Here is a 16,909-nt window from a genome sequence, read left to right on the forward strand (position 1 = left end):
TTTTGTGCGTCAGATCAGCGGCGCGCCGACACCGTCCATCGGAATGATCGCGCCCGATACATAGCTTGCCCGGCGGCTTGCCAGGAATAGCGCCACGTCCGCGATCTCCTCGGGTTTTGCGTATCGGCCGAGCGGCACTTTTGCCTGACTCTGCGCCAACGCTTCATCGCGCGTCACACCCAGTCTCTTGGCCTCGAGCGCAAGCGATTCCTCAACCCGTTCCGTCAACGTCGCACCCGGATTGATCGCGTTGATCCGAATGCCCAGCTTTGCGTAATGATGCGCGAGACCAACGGTCGCGAGCATCAATGCCGCATTGGCCGCGCCGCCCGCGATATGAATATCGCTCGCGATCTTCCCACCCATGCCGATGATGTTGACCACCGAACCCGGCTCGGCTTTGGGGTTTGCTTTCAGCCGTTCGGCCATTTGCTTCAGCACGGCTTGCTGCGGATAGATACACGGAAAATATTTGGCTTCCATCGCAGCCTTGTAGCTGTCGGCATCGAGGAGATCGGGATCGTAACGTTTAGCGGCGCCCGCGCAATTCACGAGAATATCGATCGGGCCGAGCGCACCCGTTGCTTCTTCTACAACGTCTTGCGCGCTGTGCGCTTCGTGAAGATCGGCCCGCGCGAGATGCACGTGATAGCCATCTTTCGCGAGTTCTTCGCGAGCGCGGGCGAGGTTTGCCGGGTCGCGTGAAACAATCGCGACGCGCGCGCCTTCCGCTGCAAATGCCCGCGCGCACGCGAAGCCGATACCCTTGCTGCCGCCCGTGATGAGCACGATCTTGCCGGCGAGTCCCAAGTCCATGAGGTTCACTCCTTTCGAGTTCGATGATCGATCCAATAATGCGTGGAATCGTTATCGAGACACGATAGCAGACGCTGGGAAGTGTGTGCGATTCAGAAAAGCGCGCGGGCGGCCTTGGCAGGTGAAGGCTTAGTAGCTGCCGTTGGCGAACTTCGCGATGGGGTCGTCGGCGGCAGCGGGGCGCGAGGGCGTGAGCGCATTCGTGGAGGCGCGCATCACGTGGGCGGCGGGATCGGCGGCGGGGATCCGGTTAACCGATGAAGGTTGTTGCTCTGGCGATCGCTCTTGTAGCGAGCGCACTTGCTGCGCCGCGAGACGGGCGGTGGGCGGCGGAGGCTCGAAAGCATCGGCAGCAGCTGTAATGGGATCGGGTGCATTCGATGCCGCATTCGTTTCAGCCTGCGACGCGCGTGGTGCCGGCGTTGCGCTTACTGCAGCTTGCGATTGCCACTGTGCCGCGGACAGCGAGGGCGGTGGCGGTTCGAACGGATCGGCGCCGGAGCGGGCGGTGGTGATGGCCGGCTCAACGGCACCCGCCGATTGCGCCTGCCGTTGAGCTGCTGATAGCGCGGGCGGCGGGGGCTCGAACTGGTCGGAGGCGGTGCTACGAGAGGAGCTTGCCGCTGTAGTCGCCATGGCCGGCGGCGTTTCATATCGATCGCCGACCTGCGTGGCAACTTGTATTGGCGGACGGCCTGACGCGGTCTCCGCCGGAGCAGCTGGAGCAGCCGGAGCAGGAACCGGAGCCGGCGACGCCAGGTACGTCGGTGCATCGAACGGAGCCGGCGCGGCTTTCGGTGGCGCGACGCGGCGGATGCCATCGAAACGCTTGGCCCAATACGGATTGGTGAGGTAATCGAGCCGCACGGTGCCGCCTGTGGATGGCGCGTTCACGAAGCGCAGCTTGCCCACGTAGATGCCAACATGCGAATGCGGCCGGCCCGTCGTGTTGAAGAAAATCAGGTCACCGGGGGCGACTTCATCGGGGTCGATCGACTCGCCGCGCACACTCATGTCCGCGGTCGTGCGCGGCAGGTTCACCGACGCCGCCCGGTCCACCACATAGCGCACGAGCCCGCTGCAATCGAAGCCTGCTTCCGGCGTATTGCCTCCCCACCGATACGGCACGCCCACGAGCGACATCGCCTGGATGGAAATTTCCTCGCGCCCGACGCTGTGATCGACGAAATTCGGGAAGCCGGAGGGCGTGGCAAACGTGCGATTGGACGCAGTAGCGTTCGATGCAGCCGGTGCACGCGACACCCGCGTCGGCGCGCTGGAGCACGCGGCAGCGAGAAGGGTGAGTAGCAGCAATGACCAGAGTCGACGCATTCGGCGGGGCGAGCTAAGCGTGAACATGAACGCTCGCCGTGGTGATGGTCTCGCGATACTAGCCCGTCGGACGGGGCCCGGGCAAGTTTTCTTGATAAGTCACTCGAGGTTTACGCTGTAAGTGTTGCATCGAAGGAACGTGATTTCAGGTTCAAAATACGCCGAAAAGACGCAAAAAAGCCCGGCAAGCGATGCTTGCCGGGCTTTCGAAGCGTGTCGAAAACTTAAAGAATCTCGGACGCGTAATCCGCCAGACGTGAGCGTTCGCCGCGCGCGAGCGTTACGTGACCGCTATGCGTCCAGCCCTTGAAGCGGTCGACCACGTACGTCAGCCCCGAACTGCCTTCCGTCAGATACGGTGTGTCGATCTGCGCGATATTGCCCAGACACACGATCTTCGTGCCCGGACCGGCGCGCGTGACGAGCGTTTTCATCTGCTTCGGCGTCAAATTCTGCGCTTCGTCGATGATCACGTACTTGTCCACGAAAGTCCGGCCGCGCATGAAGTTCATGCTCTTCACCTTCAGGCGCGATCGGATCAGTTCCTGCGTGGCGGCACGGCCCCATTCGCCGGCAGCGTCGTCGGTCTTCTGCAGGACTTCGAGGTTGTCGTCGAATGCGCCCATCCAGGGCTGCATCTTCTCTTCTTCCGTACCCGGCAAGAAGCCGATGTCCTCACCAACCGGAACAGTCGCACGCGTGACGATAATCTCGTTATAACGCTTGTCGTCGAGCACTTGCGCGAGGCCGGCGGCCAACGCCATCAAGGTCTTGCCGGTACCGGCCTGACCCAGCAGCGTGACGAAATCCACGTCCGGGTTCATCAGCAGGTTCAACGCGAAATTCTGCTCGCGATTGCGCGACGTAATGCCCCACACGTTGTTCTTGTGGTGGCTGTAATCGCGCAGCGTTTGCAGCAGCGCCGTCTTGCCGTTCAACTCGCGCACGATGCCGTAGAACGACGGTTCGCCATTCTGCGGTTCGAAATAAACGAACTCGTTCACCAGCATGGACGCGCATTGCGGACCGGTCACGCGGTAATACGTCGTGCCCGTCTTCGTGTCCTGCCAGCTTTCCATGCCCTTAGCGTGCTTCGTCCAGAAGTCCGAAGGCAGGGCACGCACGCCGGAATAGAGCAGGTCCTTGTCTTCGAGCACCTGGTCGTTGAAATAATCTTCAGCGGGGAGGCCAAGCGCGTGGGCCTTGATGCGCATGTTGATGTCTTTCGACACCAGCACGACCTGGCGGTCCGTCCGCTCCTTCTGCAGCGCGCGAACCACGCCGAGAATCTGGTTGTCAGCCTTGCCGACCGGCAGGCCTTCGACCGGCTCGATATCGGTCAGCGTGGTCTGGAAGTACAGGCGGCCGGTTGCATCGCGATTGCCCAGAGCGGACAACGGCAAGCCTGCCGACATCTCGCCAACATGCGCCACCAGCGCATCCAGCGTACGGCTGACCTGACGCGCATTGCGCGCTACTTCCGACATGCCCTTTTTATGGTTATCGAGTTCTTCGAGCGTCATCATGGGCAGATAGACGTCGTGTTCCTCGAACCGGAACAGCGATGACGGATCGTGCATCAGCACGTTCGTGTCGAGCACGAACAGCTTGCCAATCTCGTTTTCCGGCTGACCGCGCTGGCGACGCTTCTGCTGACCGCGCGGTTGAGCCGCCGCAGCCACGGGCGCGGCAGGCGCTTCGGAGCGTGACGGCGTGCGCGCTTCGACTGGCGTGCGGGCAACAGCCGGCTGCGCGGTTTCGACCTGTTCGGCAGGTGTCGCAGCGGGTTGCAGCAACGCCGCCGTTTGTTTCGTGCGGCGCGTACGCGCGGCGGGTGCAGCGTCGGAGGCTTCTACCGCCGAGCCCTTGGCCGCGTTCGCAAGCGTTTCGCTGGCTATGGCGCGCAACGTATTGGCGGTATTCGCGGCGGCAGGCCGCGAAGCACCGACGCCCGCGCCAAAATCGGTTTCGGTTTCAACTAGATCGCCATCGCTTGCCTGCTTCTTCGATGATCGGGCAGGGCGGGCTTTGGCTTTGTATTCTTCAGACGGCAGGAGGTTGCCGAGCTTGACGGGTGCGGTAGGCAAAGGCATGGTTTTCCTCGATAGGATTCGGATCGTATGTCGTGCGTCGCCTGTCGCATCCTGCTTGGGTCTTTCAGGCCTCAGGTTTTGACCAGAGGGCCGGACGTCGATGCAGTTTGCGCCCGGAGACGCGCTTCGGTTTCGAAAACGCCGGTTCGCCTAGATTTCGATCGGCTCCTTGGAAGTTGCGTCCTGAAGAAAACGGGCATGAAACGCACGGACGGCGCGGGACGCCCTAGGGGCGCACGCTGCGGGAGAGGAAGCGTCCGCAAACAAAAAAGCCGCCGTCCCGGACGATGGGACCAGCGGCTCGACAGCGCCTGCTTCAAAGCGCCTTTCAACTTCCGCCACGCCCCGGGATTCCAGGCGTGGCGTGTAGCGGAACCCCGTGCCGGTCGCGGGGAAAACCGCGAAACACCGGACGCTACGCAAAGAGAAATGGAGGGAAGGGCAAGCGCTCATTGCGAATCAATATATCGTGCCTCAAAGCGCTTGTACAGCTTCCACAATCTGCTCAACGTGACCTGGAACCTTTACGCCACGGAACTCCCGGCGAAGCACGCCGTTCGCGTCCAGCAGGAAGGTCGAACGCTCGATTCCGCGCACTTCCTTGCCGTACATTTTCTTCATTTTGATGACACCGAAGAGCGTGCAGATGGCTTCGTCGGAATCGGAAACCAGCGTGTACGGCAGTTCCAGCTTCGCCTTGAAGTTGTCGTGCGACTTCACGCTGTCGCGCGAGATGCCGATCACTTCAGCGCCTGCCTTCTTGAACTGGGCATAAAGATCACGGAACTGCAGGCTTTCCGTTGTGCAGCCGGGCGTGTTGTCTTTCGGATAAAAAAATAGCACGACTTTCTTGCCTCGCAGCGAGGACAGCGAAAAGTCGCCGCCCGTTGCGGGCGCGGTGAAATCGGGAACGGCTTGATCGACTGCGATCGGCACGAAGTTTCTCCTTTTTTTATCGGGTGACGCGTTGCTCGTGCGCCAGTTTCTGGTGAACGAGCATGTTGGAACAGTAGTGCGGATCCGGGAGAAGCTTAAAGCGTTGGGCAAGGTTGGGTCGTGAAGGTCGGCGTGCCCGGCTCAGCGGCGCCGGATTCGGTCCGGCGGCCCGAGTGCAAATAACCTGGTCTTCCAAGCTCGAAACACGCTTCAGGCGTCCACGTGCTTCAATTCGCCCGAAGTGTATTAGTCCGGCTGAAGGATCAACTCGCCCGCGCGACCTGGAATCTCACCCCAGGCGACAGGGTACGTGGGCAGCGTCGCGCGGTCCAGCGTCGCATGATAGTCGCCCATCGTGCAGAAGCTGTGACCCTGTGCACTCCAGCCAGCCAGCAATTGCTCGAATACCGTGGCCAGCTTTTGTCCTTCGAGTTCGGCATGCAGCGTGTAGACCTGGTCGTGCGCCTGCTTCGACGTGAGACCCAGCAAATGCGCCGCGACGTTGTTCATGTCGACGCCATCCACCCCTAGGATTTCATCCAGCGTGGGCAGCGTGGTGGGCATCTGGATGTGGTTCAGCGCCCGGCCGTCGAGCACCGGAATGTAGGGCGTATGGCCACGGCCGTCGGACGCGTACTTCATGCCCCAGGCATCGATTTGTTCGAACGCGTAGCCGTTCATCTGCCAGCCCGCCGCACCGTGCGTAACCGGCGGCGCGCCAAAGATCTCGGCGAAACGTGCGTGACTGTGCTGCATTTGCGCGGTGGTCCATTCGCGATTTCCGGCGCGGACGTTGTCTTGCCAGTACACGTGATCCCACGTGTGGATGCCGCACTCGAAACCGCCTTCGTGGACTGCGCGCATTTCCGCAACCGCACGACGGCCGATATCCGGTCCCGGCAGAAGCACGCCGTACATGAGCGTCTTGATGCCGTAATGCTCGACCACCGACGTCCGCGACACCTTCTTGAGAAACCCCGGGCGAAACACGCGGCGCAACGCCCAACCCGTGTGATCGGGTCCGAGGCTGAAAAGGAACGTGGCGCGAGCGTGGTATTTGTCGAGCAGGCGCGCGAGATTGGGCACACCTTCGCGCGTACCGCGCAGGGTATCGACGTCGATTTTCAGAACAATGCGAGCCACGCGCCGTCCTTAAGACTGGTCTTCGACAAGGCGCCGCGCCGTGCCTACATCGCCGCGATAGGCTTCGAAAATCTTGCGCAACGCGTCGTCCATGGTGGCGACGGGTTTCCAGTCGAGTTCCTGGATCGTGTTGTCGATCTTCGGCACGCGGTTTTGCACGTCCTGATAACCCGCGCCGTAGTAATCGCCCGAGGACGTTTCCACGAGTTGGACCGTTTTCGCGCTTTCGGCGTACTCGCTGATCTCGTTCGCGAGCTTCAGCATCTTGTGCGCGAGTTCGCGAACCGAGAAGTTGTTGCTCGGATTGCCGATGTTATAGATCTTGCCGGTCGCCACGCCGTTCTTGTTCTCGATGATCTTCATCAGCGCGCCGATGCCGTCATCAATATCCGTGAACGCGCGCTTTTGCGCGCCGCCATCGACGAGGCTGATGTTTTCACCGCGCACGATGTGACCCAGGAATTGCGTCACCACGCGCGAGCTGCCTTCCTTCGGCGTGTAGATCGAGTCGAGGCCCGGGCCGATCCAGTTGAACGGACGGAACAGCGTGAAGTTCAGGCCTTCCATGCCGTAACCCCAGATCACGCGATCCATCAACTGCTTCGAGCACGCGTAGATCCAGCGCGGCTTGTTGATCGGGCCGTAGCTCAACTGCGATTCTTCGGGATCGAATTGCTCGTCGGTGCACATGCCGTACACCTCGGACGTCGACGGAAACACAAGGTGCTTGCCGTATTTCACTGCCGAACGGACGATGGGCAGGTTCGCTTCGAAGTCGAGTTCGAACACGCGCAGCGGCTGCTTCACATAGGTGGCTGGCGTCGCAATAGCGACCAGCGGCAGGATCACATCGCATTTCTTGATGTGATATTCGACCCACTCCTTGTTGATCGTGATGTCGCCTTCAAAGAAATGCATGCGCTCGTGGTGGGCGAGGTCGCCGAGACGGTCGCGCTGCATGTCCATGCCGAAGACTTCCCAGTCGGTCGTCTCGAGAATGCGCTTGGAGAGGTGGTGGCCAATGAAGCCGTTGACACCCAGGATCAGGACTTTTTTCATGAATGAGGAATTGATTGAGTGAGTCGGCCGAATTCGGCGGGACTGATGACGCGTTCGCTGCCGGCGGGAGTCTGGCTTTCGCTCACGAATGGTTGCCGTAGTTCACGGATGGCGACGACGCGGCTGTCGCCGCATACGCCAAACAGCGCATTATCCTTCACGTGCAGGCCAGGCGGCAAATTCGACAGCTCACGCAGGCTCTCGGCAGCGATGCCCGGCAAGCCGTTTTCGGGCACGAGACGCGCCCGCGCGACGATAAACCGCTGCTGGTCGATGTCCGTAAAAGCCCCCGGATACGGCGGCGCGACGGCGCGAATCAGGTTGTAGACCTGCTGTGCCGGTTGCGACCAGTCGATACGGCCATCCTCCGGCTTCCGGCCGCCGAAATAGCTGCCTTTCGTCAGGTCGTTCGGCAAATGCGGCGCTTCGCCCGCGATCAGGGCCAGCAACACGCGCCACAAGGTTTGTTCTGCGGCGACGGTGGTTTTGTCGAAGACTTGCGAGGCGGTGTCGTCGGGGAGAATGGGGACGGGCGTTTGCGCGAGGATTGCTCCTGCGTCGGGTGCGGCGGCCATTTCGTGCAGCGTCGCGCCCGTTTCTGTTTCCCCATTCAGCACGGCCCAATTGGTGGGCACGCGTCCCCGGTACTTCGGCAACAACGAACCATGCATGTTGTACGCGCCGCGAGCGGCGAGCGCGAGCACGCCGACCGGCAGCATGTGCCGGTAGTAGAAGGAGAAAATGAAGTCCGGCGCGAGTTCGCTGATTGCGTCATGCAGTTCGGGCGACTTGGGGTCGGCTGGCGTGATCACTGTGATGCCGTGATCCTCCGCGACCGACTTCACGCTGCCGAACCAGATGTTCTCGGCCGGATTGTCCTCGTGCGTGACGACCAGCGCGACTTCAACGCCGCGCGCGAGCAGGACTTGCAAGCAGCGAACGCCGACGTTGTGATATGCGAACACGACCGCACGCGGTTTCGCGCGGGGTGCATTTGTGACGGCAACTCCATCGTTCATAGCGGATCGACCTCGCGGCTGATTGCCGCTACCGCTTCCTGGCGAGGCATGGTTCGCGCGAGTTTGCCGTCGCGCTCTTCCAGGATGGTTTGCACCAGGTAACGCGGCCGCGCGCGCACTTGCTGATAGATCCGGCCGATATATTCGCCAAGTAGCCCAAGCGCGAAGATGATCACGCCAAGCATGAAAAAGGTGATAGCGAACAATGTGAACACACCCTGGACTTCCGCGCCGAACATGAAGCGTCGGACCAACAGCAGCAGGAACAGGCCTGCGGACCCCACGGACAGGATCACGCCGATGAACGACAACCACTGCAGCGGTACGACCGAGAAGCCGGTCACCAGGTCAAAATTGAGTCGGATCAGGCTGTACAGCGAATACTTCGATTCCCCAGCAAAACGCTCTTCATGCGCGACATCGATTTCAATCGGATTCTGCGCGAAGGTATAGGCCAGCGCCGGAATGAAGGTGTTGATTTCACCGCACCGGTTAATGGTGTCAATGATGTGCCTGCTGTAACCGCGCAGCATGCACCCCTGGTCGGTCATGCGAATGCGCGTGATGCGCTCGCGCAGCCGGTTCATCAGGCGCGACGCTTTCTTGCGCCAGAAACTGTCCTGGCGTTGCTGGCGAATCGTGCCGACATAGTCGAAACCTTCGCGCATCTTCAGAAGCAGTTTGGCAATTTCCTCAGGGGGATTCTGCAAATCGGCGTCGAGCGTAATGACGCGTTCCCCGCGCGATTGCTCGAAGCCCGCAAGAATGGCCATGTGCTGGCCATAGTTGCCGTTGAGCAGGATCACGCGCGTGGTGTCCGGCCGCGCGCGAAACTGCTGGGCGAGCAATCTCGCCGACTTGTCGCGGCTGCCGTCGTCGATGAAGATCACTTCATACGTTGTGTCGAGCGCGTCGAGTGCGGGATACAGGCGGGAGAAGAGGGCGGCGAGGCCTTCTTCTTCGTTGTACACCGGGACCACGACCGTTAATTCCGGGCCGGTCGGCAGAAAATCCGTTTGACTCATGTTGACGATGGTTCCGCTAGGTGTCCGTGGTGATAAATGTGGTTCTTGTTTTGCTATGCCATCCGCGTGCCGACGATGCCTTCAGTGCACGTCCAGTGCGCTAAATCGCGTGCGCCGCGCAGATTTCGTTGACTGCATCTACGACACGGGTCACGTCGTCCTGGGTCATCTGCGTGAAAAGCGGCAGCGTGACCGTTGATGCACCGTATTTTTCGGCGTGCGGGAACATGCCTTCGTGAAATCCGCGTCCACGATACAGCGTGAACAAATGCAGCGCCGGGTAATGCACGCCCGTGCCAATGCCGCGTTCCTTCATCAGGCTCATGAATGCCGAGCGAGTCAGCGACAAGCGCTCGAGCGGCAGTGCGATCTGGAACATGTGCCAGTTGCTGTCGGTGAAATTCGGCACCGGCAATTGCACGCCCGTTCGCACGGCCGCGCCGTTTGCGAAAGTCTCAAAGTATGCGCGTGCAAGCTCGCGGCGTTGTTCCGTGAAGCGCTCCGCGTGCTTGAGCTGGCCGAGGCCGACGCGCGCGGCGACATCGGTGAGATTGTATTTGCCGCCGAGGAGATCGCAATCCATGCCGTCAAAGCCAGTGCGCGTGATGCCTTGTAGCCGGTACTTTTGTGCGAGCACGGCTTCTTCCTCATTATTCAGGACCAGCGCGCCGCCTTCGATTGACGTGACGTTCTTGTTTGCGTGAAAGCTAAACGAAATAATGTCGCCGAATGCGCCGATCTTCTGGCCGCGCCACGACGATCCAAATGCCTGGGCTGCGTCTTCGATCACGCGCAGCCCACGCTCGCGCGCAATGCCGTACAGCCGGTCCATGTCCACGGGCAGACCCGAGAGATACACCGGCAGGATTGCCTTGGTGCGTGGCGTAATGGCCTTTTCGAGTAAATTCAGGTCGATATTGCGCGTGACCGGGTCAATATCTGCGAACACCGGCGTAGCGCCTGTTTCAATGATTACATTGCTGGTCGAGACCCAGGTCATGGGCGTGGTGATCACTTCGTCGCCTTCGCCCACGCCTGCTATACGCAAGCCAATCTCCATGGTCGCCGTGCCGGAATTGAACGTGCGTACCGGGCGGCCGCCGCAATAGGCGGACAGTTCAGCTTCGAACTGCTGGTTTTGCGGACCGGTCGTGATCCAGCCTGAACGCAGCACGTCGACAACGCCCTGAATCGTCTCTTCGTCGATCTCGGCGCGTACGAAAGGCAGAAAGGGAAGCGTATTAGAAGGCACGTTCTGGGTCATGGAAGCTCTGCGAAGGAAAGGAACGGTGAGATCTTTGATACACAGTCTTTGTGATACACGGTGACAGCCGGGCAGGTTCGCTCAAGTGGCCTGGCCACATGAATTGTCTCAACCGCGCGTCAGGACCACGACGCCGATCAGGATAATGCCGATCCCTACCAATCGCTGCAACGACAGGATTTCGCCAAATAAATACCACGCCGCGAACGCGTTCACCACGTAACCGAGCGAGAGCATGGGGTACGCGATTGATACGTCGACCCGCGACAATCCCACGATCCACACGAAGACGCTGATCACGTAGCACGCCAGTCCGCCGATGATTGGCCATTGCGTCGCGATCTTGAAGCCGATCGGCACGATGTTCGCGGGGGTGAATTCGAAATGACCCACGGCGTTTACGCCCGCTTTGAGCAGCAACTGCGCACCGGCGTTCAGCATGACGCCGGTGATGATGCAAATGAAGGATATCGGGTTCATCGTGAGCCGTAATAGGGATTTTTTTAGCGCAGCGCCGCAAAACGATAAGGCTTGGAGGCGTCTCCGGCTTCTGTTTTCGCTGGCGGCCGGTCCTCAGGCAAACACGCGGCGCCATTGTTTCAAGGTTGGGGTTTCTCGACAATCACCCTTCGGTCGTCCCGCGCAATGACCTGCATGGGCACCTGCTTCGCCAGCAGCTCGTCGTAGCGGCCGGGCGGCATCAGCGCAAGACCATAGCGTTGCGCGTCCCAGCGCTGAATCCACTCGTCGATGGTCGGCACCCACTTCTGGGGTTCCGTCGTGACGCCGAACTGCAATTCGTCGGGCTCCTGCACCATGATCATGGTGTGGCCGAGGTAGAACGGCATGGTGTGATCGAGCTTGGCGACCGAGTAGAACGGCGTGTCGGCGGGCAATCGGGCCATGGCGGCTTTCACCGCGGGCACCAGCTGCACGCCCGAACTTTCGCGGCCGAACACATCGTGGCCGGTGCCGGCGATCGTGCCCATGAGCAGCCACGCAGTTCCCAGTAGCACCACGCCACCCATCGAACTACGCCGGTTCAGCCAGATGGCAGCCAGCGTGACCACGAAGGCCACCGCGAGCGCGGCGTACACCCAGACCTGGAATTCCTTGTACAGCGCATTGGGCGTGTGACCCCCGCCCATCCGGCCCAAAAAGATCGCGCCAAACGCTGCCACGACCAGAAACACCGCGTACCCCGTCAGATGCTTGTGCCATTGGGCGCGTGTGAGCAGCGGCAGGTAGATGGCGATCAACAACGCAATGGAAGGCGCGATCGGCAGGGTATACGACAGCAATTTCGAATGCGACGCGCTGAAGAACAAGAAGATAAACGCCGTCCAGACGAGAAGCAGTGTGACAGGCGCGAAGCCGTTCGGCTGGCGCGGCACCTTCAGGGCATGCCGGACGCTCTGGAACGTCACCGAGAGCCAGGGCAGGAATCCAACAATCAACACCGGCACGAAGTAGTAAAACGCACCCGGCCGGTTCTGTTCGGGGGTCAGGTATCGCGCAAACTGCTGCACGATGAAAAAGAAATTCAGGAACTCCGGATTCTTGATCTGGACCAGAACGAACCACGGCGCGGCAATGATCAGGAACAGGATCAACCCGCTGCCAATATAAAGCCGGCGCCACAGCGCCCAGTCACGCGCGATCAACGTGTAGAGCACCAGCACCGCGCCCGGAAGAATCAGGCCGACCAGCCCTTTTGACAACAGCGCGAGCGCCATGCCGGCCCAGCAAAGCCACATCCAAAAGCGGACTTGGGGCGCCGGCAGGTTCGGACGTTGCGCCAGCAGCAAGCTGCAGAGCGTGAGTTGCATCCAGAACGACAGGCCCATGTCGAGCGTATCGAAATGGCCCATCAGGTTCCAGTACGGCGAAGTCGCGAGCACCACGGCCGCGCAAAACCCCGTCACTCCGTTGAACACGCGAGCGCCGGTATAGCCGATCAGCAGCACGCCGGCAAAGCCTGTTAGCGCCGTATAAAGGCGGGCTTGCCATTCGCCGATGCCGAACCATGCGAACGTCAGGGCGTTCGCCCAGGTTTGCAGCGGGGGTTTTTCGAAATACTTGTAGCCGTTGTAGCGCGGCGTGATCCAGTCGCCGGTCACGAACATTTCGCGCGCCATTTCGGCGTAACGGCCTTCGTCGCTTGGAACAAGATGACGCAGGCCCAGCGGCGCGAACCAGATCACGGCAAGTGCCGCGATCAGCAAGAGAAGCGAGAGGCGGGTGAGCGGTAGCCGGGAAGGCGTATCGTTCATGAGGGTTGACCTGTCCGATGCCACTTTCGCGGCGCTAGCAAAATCCATGAGGGGCCCGAGTTTGGCTCATTGAGGCTTAAGGCCGGCTTATTTGGCCCGGTTCCGCACGTTCGGCCCGTTTGGGGCGAGCTGCGCGGCTTATCCGGTGACCTCGGCGCGTCAGCCCATGCAGATTCCGCTGCTTCGACCAAACGCACAAGTCAGCCAGACGGCCAGTCCTTGTGCACCTCGTCATGCGGCGGGCGCTCAAGGGACCAGTGCGTCGACCTGCGGTGCGCAGAAAACAGGCGCTACCGTTGCCGATAGCCGTACCGATATCGACGCCGGGCGGCAGTTTATCGCACTGGCGCAGTGAATCCGTGTTGAAGCGTTGATGTGGCCGTTCGTGCCGGCCTCCATCGGTCAGCCGGGACTACGTTTCGATCAGCAGCGCAGCCGCAACCCGGCGGCCTTCCGACATGAGAATGTTGTAAGTACGGCATGCGGCGCCGAAGTCCATCGTCTCCACGCCAATGCGTTGCTGGGAGAGCTTGGCGATAAGCCGTGGATGCGGAAAACGCAGGCGCGCGCCGCTGCCGAACACGACGACTTCAGGTCCGACCGCGATGAGCGCGTCAAAATCTTCCGGGGTCAGCGCCTCGAACGACGACACGGGCCACGCGATCACCGGCGTTTCCGGCATCACGATGATGCTGCCTTCGTGGTGTTGCAGATTGATCGCGACGTAATTGGCGCCGTAACTCGTGATGGTATTGAGCGCGCCGCTGGCTTCCTGGTGTAATTTCAAATCGGTATTCCGACAGGCAAGTTGATGGCGAAAGGTGACTGCGCGAGCGGCCTGTGACAAAGAGGAGGCCCGGCGCGCAACGCAGCCTTCATCGGTTCACGCGAGGACCCTAATGAAGCCGATGTGCACGCGTTTTACCGGTGGCGCATTGCGAAAGTCACGGATAATCCGCTAAATTATAACTTTTAAGCCGCCAGCGGGTTGCGAGCCCGGGCGGCGCGATGCATCGCGTGCCGCCACAAGCTGCTTGCCGACACGCAATCGGGCGTTTTGCCTTGGCCTGATGGCCATAAGCTCACACGATTCCGCCCAAACCTGCCTCTATCCGACGCATTTTCGCTAGACTGCCTGTTCCGCGTTGCTACTCAGGGTTTCCGCGCGGTGTCCGGTCCGCTTAATGTCTCGCTCAAGGACTCGGTTCGACGTATTTTCACGCTCCGCGTCCGAAGCGCCGGGCAAAAATAACGGCGTTGCCAGCGTTGTGGCGGGTCCGCGGACCTGACTTGTCAATTTTATTTGTCGTTTTCCCTGATCCAGAGCCTGATTTCAGTAACCCAGTGAGCTTTCCTGCCGTGAAACCGATTCTAAAATCCAATAAATTACAGAACGTCTGTTATGACATCCGCGGTCCCGTGCTCGAGCACGCGAAGCGGCTGGAGGACGAGGGCCACCGGATCATCAAGCTCAATATTGGCAACCTGGCTGCCTTCGGCTTCGACGCGCCGGACGAAATCATCCAGGACATGATCCGCAACCTGCCTACTTCGTCGGGGTATTCGGACTCGAAAGGCGTGTTCGCCGCGCGCAAGGCGATCATGCATTACTCCCAGCAGAAGGGCGTGGCAGGCGTCGAGCTGGACGACATCTACATTGGCAACGGCGCGTCCGAATTGATCGTGATGGCCATGCAGGGCTTGCTCAACGACGGCGACGAAGTGCTGCTGCCCGCGCCGGACTACCCGTTGTGGACGGCCGCGGTGAGCTTGTCGGCAGGTACGCCGGTGCATTATCTCTGCGACGAATCTGCCGACTGGATGCCCGATCTCGACGACCTGCGCTCGAAGATCACGTCAAGCACGAAGGCGCTTGTCATCATCAACCCGAATAATCCGACCGGCGCGCTGTATTCGGACGAGTTGCTAAAGGACATGATCGAGATTGCGCGCAAGCATGGCCTGATTATTTTTGCTGACGAGGTCTACGACAAGATCGTCTATGACGGCCGCAAGCACACGGCGGTCGCGGCGCTGTCCGACGACGTGCTGACGGTCACGTTCAATAGCTTGTCGAAAAGTTACCGGGCCTGCGGATATCGCGCGGGCTGGATGTTCATCTCGGGGCTGACGGGTGAGAACCGCCGCATTGCCCATGACTATATGGAAGGGCTCGGCATCCTGGCCTCCATGCGCCTGTGCGCGAACGTGCCCGGGCAATACGCCATCCAGACGGCGCTCGGCGGTTACCAGAGCATCAACGACCTGATCGTGCCGGGCGGGCGCCTGTTCAAGCAGCGGGAACTCGCCTACGACATGCTCACCGCCATTCCCGGCGTGACTTGCGTGAAGCCGCAGGCGGCGCTCTACATGTTCCCGAAGCTCGACCCGAAGATGTATCCGATCGTCGATGACCAGCAGTTCATTACGGACCTGCTGCTCGAAGAACGCACGCTGCTTGTGCAGGGCACCGGCTTCAACTGGCCGACGCCCGATCATTTTCGGGTGGTGTTCCTGCCGAACGTCGATGATCTTGCTGACTCCATCAACCGTATCGCGCGCTTTCTCGATGGTTATCGAAAACGTCACTCTGTCTAAACCTCTCTTATAAGACTCACGCTGCAATGGAACCGATCAAAGTTGGCCTGCTGGGCTTCGGCACCGTCGGCAGCGGCACCTTCACGGTGCTGCGCCGCAATCAGGAAGAAATCAAACGGCGCGCCGGACGGGGCATCGAAATTACGCGCATCGCGGTGCGCACGCCGTCGAAGGTGCAGGGCGCCGAAGGTATCGACGTCACGACTGACTTCAACGCGGTCGTTGACGATCCTTCTATCGACATCGTCGCCGAGATGATTGGCGGTACGGGCGTTGCGCGCGAACTGGTGCTGCGCGCTATTGCAAACGGCAAGCACGTGGTGACGGCAAACAAGGCGCTCCTCGCCGTGCACGGTAGCGAGATTTTCGAAGCGGCCAGCAAGAAGGGCGTGATGGTCGCGTTCGAAGCCGCGGTCGCGGGCGGCATTCCGATCATCAAGGCGCTGCGCGAAGGGCTGACGGCGAACCGGATCCAGTACATCGCGGGCATCATCAACGGCACGACGAACTACATTCTCTCGGAGATGCGCGACCGCGGACTCGACTTCGCGACCGCGCTGAAAGCGGCCCAGGAACTGGGTTATGCCGAAGCTGATCCGACCTTCGACATTGAAGGCGTGGACGCGGCGCACAAGGTCACGATCATGAGCGCCATAGCGTTCGGCGTGCCCGTGCAATTCGACCGGGCTTACGTGGAAGGGATTAGCAAGCTCGACGCCATCGATATTCGCTATGCCGAGGCACTCGGGTACCGAATCAAGCTGCTGGGTATTGCGCGCCGCACGGAGAAGGGCATCGAGTTGCGCACGCATCCCACGCTGATTCCGGCAAAACGCCTGCTGGCGAACGTGGAAGGCGCGATGAACGCGGTGGTCGTCCACGGCGATGCGGTGGGCACCACGCTCTATTACGGCAAGGGCGCGGGCGCCGAGCCGACCGCGTCGGCGGTAGTCGCCGATCTCGTGGACGTTACACGCCTGCATACGGCCGACCCGGAACATCGCGTGCCGCATCTGGCGTTCCAGCCGGACAGCCTGGCCAACACGCCGATCCTGCCGATCGAAGAAGTGACGAGCAGCTACTACCTGCGCCTGCGCGTGGCCGACGTCACGGGCGTGCTCGCCAACATCACGCGGATCCTCGCCGACAAGGTCATTTCCATCGACGCGTTGCTGCAGAAGGAATCCGAGCATGTCGACGGTGAGGACAAGGGCGAGACCGACATCATCCTGCTGACGCACGAAACGGTCGAACGGGAAATCAACGCGGCGATCACGCAGATCGAGGCGCTTTCCACCGTGGTCTCGAAAGTGACGAAGCTGCGCATGGAAGGTTTGAACTAGGGCTTTGA

At 60.7% G+C, this 16,909-nt stretch carries 15 protein-coding genes; 3 read left to right on the forward strand and 12 right to left on the reverse strand.

The window, feature by feature from the left end; translation table 11 throughout:
* Nucleotides 1-9: 9 nt before the first annotated feature.
* From ACMX25_RS05355 to ACMX25_RS05405, 11 genes are all read right to left on the reverse strand, one after another.
* Nucleotides 10-816 carry an SDR family NAD(P)-dependent oxidoreductase gene (locus ACMX25_RS05355; RefSeq protein ID WP_414948487.1) on the reverse strand — a complete coding sequence of 269 codons (807 nt, stop codon included), beginning with the start codon at nucleotides 814-816 and terminating at the stop codon, nucleotides 10-12.
* A gap of 129 nt (nucleotides 817-945) precedes the next feature.
* Complete coding sequence (locus ACMX25_RS05360; protein ID WP_414948688.1) at nucleotides 946-2,148, reverse strand: C40 family peptidase; 1,203 nt, start codon at nucleotides 2,146-2,148, stop codon at nucleotides 946-948.
* A 224-nt stretch (nucleotides 2,149-2,372) separates the two neighbouring features.
* Entirely contained in the window at nucleotides 2,373-4,241 is a 1,869-nt protein-coding gene (locus ACMX25_RS05365) for a PhoH family protein (protein WP_414948488.1), read from the reverse strand.
* A 474-nt stretch (nucleotides 4,242-4,715) separates the two neighbouring features.
* Nucleotides 4,716-5,177 carry a peroxiredoxin gene (locus ACMX25_RS05370; protein ID WP_414948489.1) on the reverse strand — a complete coding sequence of 154 codons (462 nt, stop codon included), beginning with the start codon at nucleotides 5,175-5,177 and terminating at the stop codon, nucleotides 4,716-4,718.
* A 246-nt stretch (nucleotides 5,178-5,423) separates the two neighbouring features.
* On the reverse strand, nucleotides 5,424-6,320 hold the full coding sequence (locus tag ACMX25_RS05375) for a polysaccharide deacetylase family protein (RefSeq protein ID WP_414948490.1): 897 nt from the start codon (nucleotides 6,318-6,320) through the stop codon (nucleotides 5,424-5,426).
* A gap of 9 nt (nucleotides 6,321-6,329) precedes the next feature.
* A complete protein-coding gene (locus ACMX25_RS05380; RefSeq protein ID WP_414948491.1) occupies nucleotides 6,330-7,379 on the reverse strand; it encodes a bifunctional UDP-4-keto-pentose/UDP-xylose synthase in 1,050 nt (349 codons plus the stop codon).
* Nucleotides 7,376-8,398 carry a formyltransferase gene (locus ACMX25_RS05385; protein ID WP_414948492.1) on the reverse strand — a complete coding sequence of 341 codons (1,023 nt, stop codon included), beginning with the start codon at nucleotides 8,396-8,398 and terminating at the stop codon, nucleotides 7,376-7,378. Before ACMX25_RS05385 ends, ACMX25_RS05380 begins: the two co-directional genes overlap by 4 nt.
* Nucleotides 8,395-9,423: a glycosyltransferase gene (locus ACMX25_RS05390; protein WP_414948493.1), complete on the reverse strand. Its 1,029-nt coding sequence runs from the start codon at nucleotides 9,421-9,423 to the stop codon at nucleotides 8,395-8,397. Before ACMX25_RS05390 ends, ACMX25_RS05385 begins: the two co-directional genes overlap by 4 nt.
* A 100-nt stretch (nucleotides 9,424-9,523) precedes the next feature.
* Nucleotides 9,524-10,687: a DegT/DnrJ/EryC1/StrS family aminotransferase gene (locus ACMX25_RS05395; RefSeq protein ID WP_414948494.1), complete on the reverse strand. Its 1,164-nt coding sequence runs from the start codon at nucleotides 10,685-10,687 to the stop codon at nucleotides 9,524-9,526.
* A gap of 108 nt (nucleotides 10,688-10,795) precedes the next feature.
* The gene (locus ACMX25_RS05400) at nucleotides 10,796-11,167 is read right to left on the reverse strand and encodes an SMR family transporter (RefSeq protein ID WP_089159042.1); all 372 of its coding nucleotides are present in this window, start codon (nucleotides 11,165-11,167) and stop codon (nucleotides 10,796-10,798) included.
* A 119-nt stretch (nucleotides 11,168-11,286) separates the two neighbouring features.
* Entirely contained in the window at nucleotides 11,287-12,960 is a 1,674-nt protein-coding gene (locus ACMX25_RS05405; protein WP_414948495.1) for a glycosyltransferase family 39 protein, read from the reverse strand.
* A gap of 91 nt (nucleotides 12,961-13,051) precedes the next feature.
* Between ACMX25_RS05405 and ACMX25_RS05410 the strand changes: the two genes are divergently transcribed.
* On the forward strand, nucleotides 13,052-13,315 hold the full coding sequence (locus tag ACMX25_RS05410) for a hypothetical protein (protein ID WP_414948496.1): 264 nt from the start codon (nucleotides 13,052-13,054) through the stop codon (nucleotides 13,313-13,315).
* A gap of 57 nt (nucleotides 13,316-13,372) precedes the next feature.
* On the opposite strand, the gene ACMX25_RS05415 is transcribed toward ACMX25_RS05410, so the two are convergent.
* Nucleotides 13,373-13,747, reverse strand: coding sequence for an Mth938-like domain-containing protein (locus tag ACMX25_RS05415; RefSeq protein WP_414948497.1), 375 nt, complete (start codon nucleotides 13,745-13,747; stop codon nucleotides 13,373-13,375).
* 572 nt (nucleotides 13,748-14,319) lie between these two features.
* On the opposite strand from ACMX25_RS05415, the gene ACMX25_RS05420 reads away from it, so the two are divergent.
* Complete coding sequence (locus ACMX25_RS05420) at nucleotides 14,320-15,558, forward strand: pyridoxal phosphate-dependent aminotransferase (RefSeq protein ID WP_414948498.1); 1,239 nt, start codon at nucleotides 14,320-14,322, stop codon at nucleotides 15,556-15,558.
* A 26-nt stretch (nucleotides 15,559-15,584) separates the two neighbouring features.
* Entirely contained in the window at nucleotides 15,585-16,901 is a 1,317-nt protein-coding gene (locus ACMX25_RS05425) for a homoserine dehydrogenase (protein WP_299707220.1), read from the forward strand.
* Nucleotides 16,902-16,909: the final 8 nt, after the last annotated feature.

Origin of the sequence: Caballeronia eucalypticola (assembly GCF_047608185.1) — a bacterium.
In the GTDB taxonomy this organism is placed as follows: Bacteria; Pseudomonadota; Gammaproteobacteria; order Burkholderiales; family Burkholderiaceae; genus Caballeronia.